This is a genomic window from Methylosinus sp. RM1 (genome assembly GCF_011378635.1).
In the GTDB taxonomy this organism is placed as follows: Bacteria; Pseudomonadota; Alphaproteobacteria; order Rhizobiales; family Beijerinckiaceae; genus Methylosinus; species Methylosinus sporium.
On record NZ_WOVC01000003.1, the window covers coordinates 204,233 to 216,405 of the forward strand.

Annotated in this window: 11 protein-coding genes and 2 pseudogenes; 6 read left to right on the top strand and 7 right to left on the bottom strand. The window is 60.7% G+C overall.

From position 1 onward, the window contains the following. Position 1: 1 nt before the first annotated feature. The 3 genes from FMZ75_RS03295 to dctA all read left to right on the top strand — a co-directional run bounded on the left by FMZ75_RS03295 (position 2) and on the right by dctA (position 2,704). Entirely contained in the window at positions 2-331 is a 330-nt protein-coding gene (locus tag FMZ75_RS03295) for a ferredoxin (RefSeq protein ID WP_108917533.1), read from the top strand. Between the two features lie 26 nt (positions 332-357). Then, positions 358-1,305, top strand: a complete 948-nt coding sequence (locus FMZ75_RS03300; RefSeq protein WP_166141292.1) for an aldo/keto reductase — start codon at positions 358-360, stop codon at positions 1,303-1,305. 82 nt (positions 1,306-1,387) lie between these two features. Beyond that, positions 1,388-2,704, top strand: coding sequence for a C4-dicarboxylate transporter DctA (gene dctA / locus FMZ75_RS03305; protein ID WP_166141293.1), 1,317 nt, complete (start codon positions 1,388-1,390; stop codon positions 2,702-2,704). A gap of 914 nt (positions 2,705-3,618) precedes the next feature. Here the strand turns inward: dctA and FMZ75_RS21865 are convergent. From FMZ75_RS21865 to FMZ75_RS03335, 5 genes and pseudogenes are all read right to left on the bottom strand, one after another. Next, positions 3,619-4,155 (bottom strand): annotated as a pseudogene (locus FMZ75_RS21865) (TonB-dependent siderophore receptor); the annotation flags it as partial. Between the two features lie 277 nt (positions 4,156-4,432). Continuing rightward, positions 4,433-4,870: a GtrA family protein gene (locus FMZ75_RS03320; protein WP_166141294.1), complete on the bottom strand. Its 438-nt coding sequence runs from the start codon at positions 4,868-4,870 to the stop codon at positions 4,433-4,435. 11 nt (positions 4,871-4,881) lie between these two features. After that, a complete protein-coding gene (locus tag FMZ75_RS03325; RefSeq protein WP_166141295.1) occupies positions 4,882-5,631 on the bottom strand; it encodes an SDR family NAD(P)-dependent oxidoreductase in 750 nt (249 codons plus the stop codon). Beyond that, complete coding sequence (locus FMZ75_RS03330) at positions 5,628-6,959, bottom strand: FAD-dependent oxidoreductase (RefSeq protein WP_370464661.1); 1,332 nt, start codon at positions 6,957-6,959, stop codon at positions 5,628-5,630. Before FMZ75_RS03330 ends, FMZ75_RS03325 begins: the two co-directional genes overlap by 4 nt. Beyond that, the gene (locus tag FMZ75_RS03335; RefSeq protein ID WP_166141296.1) at positions 6,956-8,461 is read right to left on the bottom strand and encodes a UbiA family prenyltransferase; all 1,506 of its coding nucleotides are present in this window, start codon (positions 8,459-8,461) and stop codon (positions 6,956-6,958) included. The genes FMZ75_RS03330 and FMZ75_RS03335 overlap by 4 nt, the downstream gene beginning before the upstream one ends. 298 nt (positions 8,462-8,759) lie before the next feature. Between FMZ75_RS03335 and FMZ75_RS03340 the strand changes: the two genes are divergently transcribed. The 3 genes from FMZ75_RS03340 (at position 8,760) to FMZ75_RS03350 (ending at position 11,125) form a co-directional block, all read left to right on the top strand. Then, the gene (locus tag FMZ75_RS03340; RefSeq protein WP_166141297.1) at positions 8,760-9,122 is read left to right on the top strand and encodes a hypothetical protein; all 363 of its coding nucleotides are present in this window, start codon (positions 8,760-8,762) and stop codon (positions 9,120-9,122) included. An 86-nt stretch (positions 9,123-9,208) separates the two neighbouring features. Continuing rightward, complete coding sequence (locus FMZ75_RS03345) at positions 9,209-10,552, top strand: hypothetical protein (RefSeq protein WP_166141298.1); 1,344 nt, start codon at positions 9,209-9,211, stop codon at positions 10,550-10,552. A gap of 147 nt (positions 10,553-10,699) precedes the next feature. Continuing rightward, positions 10,700-11,125, top strand: coding sequence for a transposase (locus FMZ75_RS03350; protein WP_166141299.1), 426 nt, complete (start codon positions 10,700-10,702; stop codon positions 11,123-11,125). A gap of 243 nt (positions 11,126-11,368) precedes the next feature. On the opposite strand, the gene FMZ75_RS03355 is transcribed toward FMZ75_RS03350, so the two are convergent. Beyond that, complete coding sequence (locus tag FMZ75_RS03355; protein WP_166141300.1) at positions 11,369-11,524, bottom strand: hypothetical protein; 156 nt, start codon at positions 11,522-11,524, stop codon at positions 11,369-11,371. A 492-nt stretch (positions 11,525-12,016) separates the two neighbouring features. Further along, positions 12,017-12,173 (bottom strand): annotated as a pseudogene (locus FMZ75_RS03360) (IS701 family transposase); the annotation flags it as partial.

A 12,173-nucleotide genomic window follows, 5' to 3' on the forward strand; every position in this document is an offset into this window, starting at 1 on the left:
GATGACCAAATTCACGCTCGAAACGCGCGACGGAACGCGGTCGGAGATCGCCGGCAAGGATCGCGCGACGATGATGAAGCTGATCCGCAAATCCGGCGTCGAGGAGCTGGTCGCGGAATGCGGCGGCAGCTGCACCTGCGCCACCTGCCAAATCTATGTCGATCTGCCCGAGGGCGTCGCCATGCCCCCCATGGAGCCCGCCGAGGCCATCATGCTGGCCAAGGCCGCCAATCGCGAGATCAATTCGCGCCTCGCCTGCCAGATGAAATTCGACTCGAGCCTCGACGGCATGCACGTCCGCATCGCCCCGGAAGATTACAGCAACTGCTAGCTGTGAGCCGGAAGCGGAGCATTTCGATGGAACATCGTCGGCTCGGTCGCTCGGGCCTCGCCTGCGCGCCGCTGGCGCTTGGCTGCCACGTCTTCGGCTGGACCGCCGATGCGGCGGCCTCCGGCGCCATTCTGGACGCCTTCGTCGATCGTGGCTTCTCTCTGCTCGACACAGCGGACACTTATTCGACCTGGGTTCCCGGCCATAGCGGCGGCGAGTCCGAGACGATCATCGGCGATTGGCTGAAGGCGACCGGCAAGCGCGAGCGCGTGCTGATCGCCACCAAGGTCGGCGGCAATATGCCCGATGTGGGCAAGGGGCTCTCGCGCGCGCATATCATCCGCTCGGCCGAGGACTCGCTGCGCCGTCTGAGAACCGATCGCATCGATCTCTATCAGGCGCATTTCGACGATACGGCGACGCCCTTCGAGGAGACGCTGGAAGCCTTCGCGACGCTCATACAGAGCGGCAAGGTGCGGGCCATCGGCGCCTCCAATTATTCGGCGCCGCGCCTCGCCGAGGCGCTGGCGGCCGCGCGAGCGCACGGGCTGCCGCTCTTCTCCTGCCTGCAGCCGCATTACAATCTCGTCACCCGCGCCTATTACGAGGGCGATCTGCGCCGGCTGTGCCTCGAGGAAGAGCTGGGCGTCATCCCCTTCCGCGCGCTGGAGGCAGGCTTCCTCACCGGCAAATATCGCTCCATGGAGGATACGGTCGGCGCGGCGCGCGGCGCCGTCGTCGCGGGCATTCTTGACGAGCGCAGCCTCGATATATTGCGCGAGCTGGACCGCGCCGCCGCGCAATTTCGCGCCACGCCGGCGCAGATCGCCATCGCTTGGCTATTGGCGCAGTCCGGCGTCACCGCGCCCATCGTCAGCGTGACGAGCGTCGCCCAGCTCACAGAGATTTTCGGCGCGCTGACGCTGACGCTCGATCCGCGAACGCTGATGCGGCTCGACATGGTGAGCGCGTGAGCGGCCGTTCTCGGCTCGCCATTGCCGGCTCTCTTCTCCAGGTCTAGGAACAGTCGATCGAATAGCTGGAGAGGGACCAAAATTGACCGCAGCCGCCATTGCCGAGGCCGTGCCGCGCAAAAACGCGCATAGCCTCTACCTCCAGGTGCTCGCGGCGATCGTGTTCGGCGCGCTGCTCGGCGTCTATTTCCCCGACCTCGCCCGGAGCCCCTGGATGGAGGCGATGGGCAAGGGCTTCGTCAATCTCATCAAAATGGTCATCGCGCCGATCATCTTCTGCACCATCGTCTCCGGCATCACGCATCTCGAGAGCGCCGCCAAGGTCGGCCGCGTCGGCATAAAGGCGCTGATCTATTTCGAGGTGGTCTCGACCGGCGCTCTCGCGCTCGGGCTCCTCGTCGGCAATGCGCTGCGGCCGGGCGAAGGCTTTTCCGGCAAGGCGGACCCCGCCGCCGTCGCCAAATATCTGGAGCCCGCCGCGCAGCGCACGCCGGCGGAATTCGTGCTCGGCGTTATTCCCGATAGCGTCATCGGCGCCTTCGCCAAGGGCGATATTCTGCAGGTGCTGTTGTTCTCCATCCTGTTCGGCTTCGCGCTGATGGCGCTGGGCGAGCGGGGCAGGGCGCTGCGCGGCTTCATCGACGAGGCCGGCCACGCCATGTTCGGCGTCATCGCCATTGTGATGAAGGCTGCGCCGATCGGCGCTTTCGGGGCCATGGGCTACACGGTCGGCAAATATGGCTCGCAATCGTTGATGAGCCTCGCATGGCTCGTCGGCTCTTTCTATCTCACCTCCATATTATTCGTCGTCGTCGCGCTCGGCCTCGTCGCGCGCATCGTCGGCTTCGATATATTGCGATTCCTCGCCTATATTCGCGACGAATTGCTGATCGTGCTCGGCACCTCCTCCTCTGAGAGCGCGCTGCCGCAGCTGATGGAGAAGCTCGAGCGTTTGGGCTGCTCGAAATCCGTCGTCGGCCTCGTGGTGCCGACAGGCTATTCCTTCAATCTCGACGGCACCAATATTTATATGACGCTGACGAGCCTGTTCATTGCGCAGGCGCTCGGGGTGCATCTGACGGCGGGGCAGCAATTCGTCATTCTCACTGTGGCCATGCTGACCTCGAAAGGCGCATCCGGTGTGACCGGCGCTGGCTTCATCACGCTCGGCGCGACGCTCTCCTCCATCGATCCGCGCCTTGCGCCGGGCATGGCGATCGTCATCGGCGTCGATAAATTCATGAGCGAGTGCCGCGCGCTCACCAATATCTGCGGCAATGGCGTCGCGGCGATCGTCGTCGCCTGGTGGGAGGGCGAGCTCGATCACGACAAGCTCGCCGCCGGCCTCGCGCGGCGCATCGACCCGAGCGACGTCGAGACCGCCGTCGCGACGGAATAGAGACCGCGCGCCGGTCGGTCGGAAAGCGCCGGGCGAGGAAAGAGAGAGCCTTCGGTCGAAGCGCTCTCGCTCAGCGAGGCGCGTCCGCCATCTTCGCGCCATTCGCGCTCGTGGGTCCACGCCAAAGATCGATCTTCAGCGCCGCGTCTCGTCGCTTCGGCGTCTCCCGCGTCGATCTGCCGAAGACGAGGCGCGGTCCCGATGCTCGGGCGCGTTCGAGGTTCCCTGCCGCCGCCGTCATGGCGCCCTCGCTTCCTGCAGCCCCCGGCCGCCGGGAACTTCTCCGCTGTCGGGACAATTGCCCAAAGATACTCGGGCAATTTTCTAGAGCCGCGAGCGACCACGCCGGATGAGAACAGGCTAGGCCACTGAAAAATTACAAGGAAACGCCGATGAAAATCCTGCTTGTCAGCTCCGCGGCCTGTATCATCGCTCTCATTACGACAGCGTGGCTGATGACATTCGCGAAATGGTTCCCGATAAAGGCCGTCGACAGCTTCGTCATCGATTATAAGACGATGATCAGAGCGCATGTCGACTATGCGTTGATGGCGCTGTTCGGCGTCGGATTCTACGGCTCCGGAGTCGAGCTTCCCCTTATCGCTTGCTGGTGCGTCGCCATCGGCGGATTTTCCAATCCGACGGTCTTCACCATCGCGGCCTTCGATCCGAGCTTCTGGAGCAAGCCTTTGTGGAAGGTCTACACGGCTCTGAGCTTCCTCGTGTCGTCCGTGGGGTTTGTCTGGATCGCCTATGCGCTGGCGGCACATGCGCTCGGCTAGAGTCTTTCCGTGTTTCATTGAAATGCGGAAAGACTCTAGGCATTTGTTTTGACGTGTTTCCAACGCCGAACCGGCGTCCGCTTCGGCTGTAAACTCTAGAACTCCACGCGCAGAGAGCCGATGAAAGTGCGAGGTCTTGTTCTGATATTCGAAGTCGATGTTCATCTTGAATTGTTCGATCGGACGAATCGTGATCGTCGGCGCGATGAAGAGATTCCGATCGGTCACGAAATTGCGATAGGAATCGGTGCTGTAGAATTCGCCGTTGAAACGGTAGAGAACGCTCTTTTCGTCGTTCAGCGGCCCGGTGGCGTCGAGCGTCGTTCGCGTTTCGCCGAAGGATTTCACCTGTTGGTGCAATGAAAAATCGGGCGTCTCGAGCGGACGCTTGACGACCAGATTGATGATGCCGCCGGGCTCGCCTCTGCCGAACAGCATGGCCGCCGGACCTTTCAGCACTTCGATTGATTGAAGGTTGGACGTGTCGAGATTGCGCAGCCTATATTCCATCAGCCCGTTCTTGTAGACATTGCCGACGGTGCTATAGAAGCCGCGCACCGTGAACAGCTCGATGCCGCTGATGCCCTGCGTCACGCCGCTGACATTGGAGAGCAGCGCCTCGCCGACGGAGATCGCCTGCCGATCGTCCATCGTCTGGCGCGTCACTACATAGTCCGAAACGCGATGATCCGCTCGAAGGGCGCGAGCGCGATTGTTTCATCGGACGCGAAATTCAGATCGGTCGCGAGAATTCGGCAATCGAATCCGGAGAGGCGTGGTGGCGAAGTTCTTCGCCGAGAGCATAGAGCGCTCCGATGTTGGCGCTCGGATGCAATGTCCTCGCCTCCGACAGGCGAAGCCGAATGGCCGAGCTACTCGACCACGATCGCGTCGAGCCATTTTGATAAATGTCATGTGTAGATGAGGCGTGCACGACTCCGATCGGTCAGGCGCCTTTGAACGTCAAGAATTTATGTCCAAAATAGCTCGAGACGGTCGGTGCGCCAATGGCTAGGCCATGTGCGACTGGCTCGGCGAATGGGCCACTGAAGCCGAGCGCTGGAAAAAGATGATGCGCGAGTTCCATCGAGATCAGCCAGACCTGAGTTATGCCGGCGAGATTGACGAGCGCGAAAAATTTCGCCTGTTCGACGAGCGGTCGCGGCGAGTGCGGAAAAACGTAGCGGCTGAACAGAGTGAACGCGATTACCATTCCTGCTAGATAGGCGACGACGACGGCCGCCGAAAACGGCATGAAATGTTCCAACGGAAAGCGCGATAGCCAATTGACGGCCGCGGCGCATCCCCCGAGCGTCACGAAGAGGAGGAAACGACCTCCTTCCTTACCGGCTTCGGAGCCGTACGTTCCGGCTTCAATGGTCATGCGAGGCTCCTTCAAATATTGAGCTTATTAAAAGCGAAGCTCGGTAGATGCCGAATGACTGCCATTATCAGCGCCCATAGCGGTGGCGCGTAGACCACCGGTCCCCCGCGCTCGCCCGCATCTGCAATAGTTGTCGCCACTTTGTCGGGCGTGGCCCACAGAAAGCCCTTTTTTTCGATGCCGGCCGTCATTGGCGTATCCACGAAACCAGGCTTGATCACCACAGCGCGAGCGCCGAGTGGCGCGAGCTTATGGGCAATTCCTTCGACGAGGCGAGCGAGACCGCCTTTCGTCGCGCCATACACGAAATTCGAGCGCCGACCGCGATCTCCAGCCACTGATCCGATGACCAGCAAAGCGCCGGCGCGCCGTTTCTCGAAAATGGCCGAGGCGGCCAAGCACCAGGCCGTAGCGCTGGTGAAATTGACGGCGATCAGCGCCTCGACGGCTAGTGGATCGCTCTCCAACAGCGCTTGGTCGCCGAGAACGCCATAGGCGAGAAGCACGATGTCGAGGCCGCCGAGCGCCTCTTCCATTTTGGCGAGCTCCGCCGCCGCATCGGCCGTCGCGCAATCGAGCTCTATAGGAAATGCTCGCGCTGCGCCGCGCGTGGCGAGATCTGCGGCGATGGCCTGCAGACGGTCCGTGTTGCGGCCGACCAACGCGAGATGTGCGCCACGCGCGGCCCAAATCCGTGCGGTCGCTTCAGCGATCGCGGAAGTCGCTCCGAGAACGACGATGCGTTTCCCTTGGTCGTTCATTCGGCGACTCGTCTCCAGAAATCCGAATTGATCGCGGGGTCCTTCGCGAGCTGCTCCCACCGCGGGAAAGACCGTTGGAACAACTCGCGTGATATGCGACCGTCCTTGGCCGGATAGAGCGCGCCCCCGGCCGCCATCAGGATCGAGTCGAGCTGCGCCATCGTTGCGAGCGTCTCGTTCCCGCGAAAAGGAAAGTCGAGCGCAAGCGTCGCCCCCGGACGGGGGAATGACAGCAATCCTGGCGATACAAGATCCCCGAAAGTTTTCAGCACTGCGAGAAAAGATGCTCGACCGGAGCGGGTCACGACGTCGAGAAGGGCCGGAATCGCCTCGCGCTGGGTCTCGCGCGGCACGACGCATTGATATTGCATCAATCCGCGTCTGCCGTAGAGCTTGTTCCAATCCTTCACCGCATCGAGCGGATAAAAGAACTTCGTGTAATGACGCGGGCTCGCGCCGCGCGCGGCGAGGTTGACGCGATAATAAAGCTCGTTGAATGCGCCGACCGTCCATCGATTGAGAACGAACTCGGGCGCTTCGATCGGAACTCGCTTCCAGCTCTCGTCATCGTGCGAGTCATAGGCGCCGTCGCCGATCCAATTGGCGCGCGAGAAGATGCCTCGCCCCAAGCGCGGACCGCGCGCCGTGCTGTCGATCCAGGCGACTGTATGCTCGAATCGATCTGCGCTTTCTTCCGCCAAAGCCCAAAAGGCGTCGAGATCGTCATAAGGGATGATTTCGACATCCAGATAGCTGCCGCCGATTTTCGAAAGTCGCAGCTCTACCCATTCGATGACGCCGGTGAGGCCCAGGCCGCCGATCGTCGAGTTGAATAGACTCGGATCACTTTCCGGCGTCACTGTCAGTCTGCCGAGATCGCTGCGTAGTAAGCCGATAGCGCGTACATGACGCCCGAACGAACCAGTGCGGTGATGATTCTTGCCATGCACGTCGTTGGCGATGGCGCCGCCGAGCGTGACGAAGCGTGTCCCTGGAGTGGTCGGCAAAAACCAGCCTTTGGGCACGGCGAGACGCAGAATGTCGGAGAGGCTTACGCCGGCTTCGGCGCGTAGCACTCCGTTTTCGACATCGAGTGAGAGAAAGCGGTCGAGCCTGCTCATATCGACGAGCGCGCCCGCGCTATTGAGGCAGGAATCGCCATACGAGCGCCGTAGCCCGATCGCCAGACGGCTCGAGATTAGCGAGTCTTCGAGAAGAGGTCGCAACTCGTCGCGAAAGGCGGGCTGCGCGATTCGCTGGAGTGAGCGCGTCGTGCGGCCCCAGGAAAGAATGTCTTGCCGCTCGTTGAAAGGCGTCGGTATCGTCACAGCAACGCCGCCGCGCAGAAAAAAGTCGCCATCGTCGCTCCATAGAACAGGCTGACCTTGTCTTTGAGCGCGAAGGCGACAGGATCGTCGTTCAGCTCATCGCGATGACACTTCAGCCACACGCGTCCGAGCCACAGGAAGATGACGAGCGGGAAGCTCCAGAGCAGTTGTGGGTGCTTGTAATAGCCAGCCGGAAATGCGTCCTCGAAGAGATAGATTACCAGTATGAGAACAGTCGCTATCATCGAGCCGACGCCGAGCGCCAGAACGAGCGGCGCGTCGCTCGCATGATAGCCTCGTCCCGGCGTATGTTCGAGACCATGCGCGACCATGCGCGTGATCTCGGTTTGGCGCTTGGCCGCCGACAGGGACAAGAAGATGAACATCGAGAAGACGAATAGCCAGGGCGAAAACACCACATCCGTGACGACGACGCCAAGCGCCAGCCGCATAGAGAACAGCGAGGCGAGAACGAAGAGGTCGACGATAGGCTCCCGCTTCAACTGGAACGAATAGGCGAGGCTGACGGCGAGATAGAGCGCGAGCGTCACAACGCAGCTCGGTCCCGCCCAAACGGCGAGCAGGAGGGAGATCGTTCCTCCGCCGGCGATCAGGGCCACGCCGGTGGCGATAGGCAGATCGCCGCTCGCGAATGGCCGTTTCTTTTTCGACCAATGCCTCCGATCCTCGGTCAAATCCCACAGATCGTTGAGAACATAGGTCGCCGAGGCGAGCAGGCTCAGTGCGACGAAGCCGGCGAATGCGTGCAGCCAGGCGGAGGCGTCGTGCGCCTTTCCACCGAGGATGAGCGGAACGAAGACGAGCGCATTTTTGGCCCATTGGTGCAGCCGCAATCCGCGTCGCAGCGTTGGAAAGCTCAAAGCATTGCTCGGAAGGACCGCGACGAGGTCCGTCAACGTTTCGATCTTCTTCTCCATGGACTTGGAGCGCCCGACGAAAATCGCAGCGGACGCCTTGCGCCAGACATGAAGGTCGGCTGAGGAATCGCCGGCGTAGATGAACCCACCTGGCAGGCGATGCGCCACTTCTTCGGCTTTCTCTGCGCCTTTCATATTGCGACCGTCGGCCGAAGCGATAATTTCGTCGAAGAAAGGAAAGCGTCGCTGGATCTTCAGCGCGATAGAAATGTCTGCGCCTGTCGCCAGGATGACGCGCCGTCCGAGTCTCGCTTCGCGCTCCGCGAGAGCGACCAGATCTGGGTTGACGGGAAAGGTGTCGACGTCCGCGTCGGTGACGGCCACGGCGAGACGACTTTTCACGATCGCTCGCCCCGACAAGATCCAGAACGGGATCCGCCAGGCGGCGGCGGCTCGCCGCTTGAGGAAAAAGAACAGAGATTCGTGGAGCGCGTCCGTTGTGATGAGCGTTCGGTCGAGATCGATCACCAGTGGGAGAGAGAGGTCATGGGGAAGATGGCTCTGTTCGCGCGTCTGTATGTTGGACGTCTCCTCTTCGAACTTCGGCAAGGACGCGATTTTCATCGAAAACTCCCGAACCCCATGAAGCGGTGGAGCCGCTCGGCCAAACGAATGTCGCCCACGCCGAACGGGACTCTATCGAACGAAACGATAAGATTTCCTCTACGTACGTTTGGACGTCGAAATTTAAAGAATTTACCTGGGTCTGGAATTTATCGTTGACGGCGCCTCCATGCCGAAAACACGGTCGACGCAGTGCTGCGCCGAGAAGACGTAAGTCCACTTCCTGTTAAGACACAGGTTGTAGTCAGCTAGCGGTGTCGCTGCCTGACGTGATTCGGATCGTGGTCCGCGCTCGATCATGAAAGATTGGTTAGATGTACATTATCGATCGATTTTTCGTCGGCTACTGGCCGACGGAACATCGATCACAGTGGCGTCGAGGCGGTGGTCCGCGGCGTCGGCATTTTTTCGAATCGTCCGGCCGGTGCGCGAGCCTGTGTCTGCTCTCCCGCGGCGCGTCGGTTCGCCAGGTCGCGGTGGCAGGCCGGTCGATCGCCTTTGCCTTTGCCGCGCCTATCTTACGAGTTTTGGCGTCGAAGGCCATTTTTCGATCTACATCACGCTGGTGGCGATCTGTGACCCGCTTTTCTTTTCGCAACTGCCGCCGTTTCGCGTCGGCGCCGACAAGGAGCGCGCCTCGCGCGGCGTGACATCCCTATGAACATTCGATCCGACGATTTGCTCAAAGTCTCTTCCGCTCGGAATTCGTCCACCTTCGTAGAGGTCGCGCGGAGAATTCCGGCGCCGATGGCGCTGATCGCGTTCATGGGCCTGTTGAAACTCGTCGCCATATTCGTCTATGTGCCCGGCGGGTGGTCGATCCTCGAGCCGGGCTTCCAATTCGATCCCTATGTTCAGTCGCTCGTCGAAGGTAGAGGATTTGTTTCGTGCGACTATGGCGCGTGCGACCATTCCTCGAGAATGCCGGGGCTTCCGTATTTTCTCTGGGCCACATCCGCGGTTACGTCGAGCCTTCGCAGCGCCGCCGTAATCAAGGCGATCCTGCTCACCCTGCTGGTTATTTTCGCATGTCGTGGGGTAGAGAAGAGCCTCGTCGCGCCGACGAGGCTACACGTCGCCTTCTATGTGGCTGTCGCGGGTTTTATTCTGCTCGCTCCCAATCTGATCAAGCATGCGGCGGTGGCGCATTACGAAGAGGGCTATTTGCTCGAGATACTCGCCATTGCGGCCGTTGGCGCGTTGACCTTACTGAGCGGCGATCTCGAGAAGGCTGGATGGAACCGCTATGCTGCGCCGATCGCCGCTGTCTCGGCCGCCTATCTATTCAAGTCGTCGATGATTGTCGTCTGGGCCGCGACGACGGCGATCGTCGTCTATGTCGCTTTCGCAGCTGGACGGAAGCGGCTGGGGTCGGCGCTGATCGTTATGGCGTTGGCGGCGCCGGCGTCTTGGCTTGGGCATAATTACGCGACGGGACACAGACTGTCGCCGATGTCGAGCTATGATGGCGAGAATATGTTCCGCGGCTGGAATACCCATACTCTGGACATTTATCCAAGATGTAGCCTCGACATGCTGTTCGAGCCGATCCGCGTTTGCGAAGGCCGCGCGATCGACCTGCCGAACGAAAAGGGGCGTAGCGGCTTCGATTCGGAATGGGCATGGAACGACGATTACAAGAAGCGGGCGATGGATTGGATAATCGAGCATCCGGCTGCGGCGCTACAGGCCTTCGGCGTCAAATTATACAGTGTGCTGCTTTCGCCACGCCTCATACCTCATACAATGACCTCGGGGCTCGAGGAGAAGAAGCGAGGCGCGCTCGAGGAATGGATCGGCGGCGGTTGGCTCGCGGTCGGTCGCGCGCTCGAGCTCTTCGGATCGGGCGCCAGCCTGTATTTGCTGATCTGCGGCGACGCGCCGGCGCGACGCGTGGCGATCGCCAGCCTTTTTCTGACGGTGGGCTATGCTGCTCCTTACGTTTTGGGCTTCGGCTACGAGCGGCATTTCTCGCTTTTCGTCATGCTGGCTTCGATCTGCGCCCTGTTTTTATTTTCTCATCTCGTCCGATTGAGGTACAGTCGAGGCGTTGCGCCGTCGCGCCAAGTGATCGCCTCGGGCTATGTCTGATCGTCCTCGGACGAAGCCGAAAGGGCAATGCGTTCCGCCAATTGGCGCATTCGGCCAACCGCCGGGCGGCGCCCCGAAGGCGTCGATCGCGCTTTCATCGTAAGCGTTCACCCGGCGCCATTCTTAGCAACATCTATGTCTACGCCTATGCGCAGAACTGACACGAACCAGTTCATCGAGGTCCGAGCTGCACGTCTCGAGGGAGCGCCGGTCGGAGAACGCCGACGTTGGTCGGAGGATTTCAAGGACCGAGCGATCACCGCGTCGCTGGAGCCCGGCACGAATGTTTCGGCGCTGGCGCGTTCGCTGGATATCGCGCCGTCGCATCTTTTCGGGTGGCGACGCGCTGCTGCTCTCCGGGCGGAAAAGATCGAGCGCCAGGCGCCGGCGGAGCCGCGTGCGGCAAAGACGCGGCGCGTGGAGATAGAACTCGGCGGGGCGGGCGAAGCGATGGTCGAGCGGCGCTATGGCTATCTCGCGCCGGACCATTTGCGCGCCGAGGTCGCGATGATCGGCGCCCGCCAATTTGGGGACAAAACTGGGGACAAGAAACGCAAGGAGCGCTGCGCTTGATTGGATATATATTTTATCGTCACAGGATAAGAGCGATTCAGCGATCCCTAGGCATTTCCTGAGGTCTCGAAAAACGGCCTGATTCAAAATACAGGCTAAGACCGACTCAAACCGGTATGTTCGCAGGATCGAAGCGATTCAACTCGAACGAGGTCGAAAAATCGGCGGCCGGGACCGCGGGCGCGTCGTCAAATAAACGCGGCCTCATTGGGGGTCGGTAAGGCGGCCGAGCCACCATCCGAGCTATTTCTTCTTCGCGCCGGCGCCCTTTTCGGACAGGACGCGCCCTGCCAGCGTCTTGATTTGGGCCGGCGTCGCCTTTCCCGTCTTCAGCGCCTTTCCGGCGATGCTGGCCTCGGACTTTGACGGCGGCTTCTCGGGGGTGGTTTTGCGGGCCATGAAAATCTCTCGGGCTGTAGCCACGGGAACTTTAACCGCGTCGCAGCCTACAGCCAAGCCATAACAAGCGTTCAGCCGAGGAAACGGACAGGATGAGAGCGATTCAAATTAAATATATAAATTCAGCTACTTGGTGATTTCCGTGCAGGATAGAAGCGATTCAAAACGCGTTTTGGCAGGATGGAAGCGATTCAATTTTGACGGCAGCATGCGGGTGCGTTTACACTTCGCGCAGTCATAATCTTCGCTTCGCGAAGGCGAAAGCAGGGGTTGATGGCGCTGCCGCGCTCTGGCAAAGGGTCGCTTGCTGGGTGTGAAGTCCAATGACACGTCGTTTTCCCTAGCATTACAGTTGCTTTTTCAGATGGGCTCGCCTTGCTTCGGCTTGGTGCGCTCGTCGCCATAACGACCATGTGATGACGAACTCGGGGCGAATGTGTTTTCGTGCGAGGCGCGTGGCGATGCGTCGGATTTCCTGCATCGACCAGCGGATCAGTTCGCCGTCGACGACGGTCGCGCAGTTTTTGTCGTCATTGCACGCCGGATCTTTTTGGGGGACGGCGTCGCCGATCCATTGGCGTGAACACGTATCGTCGCCATCATGGCGAAGGCCAGCATGACGAGCGAGACATGACGTCGCCATCCATGC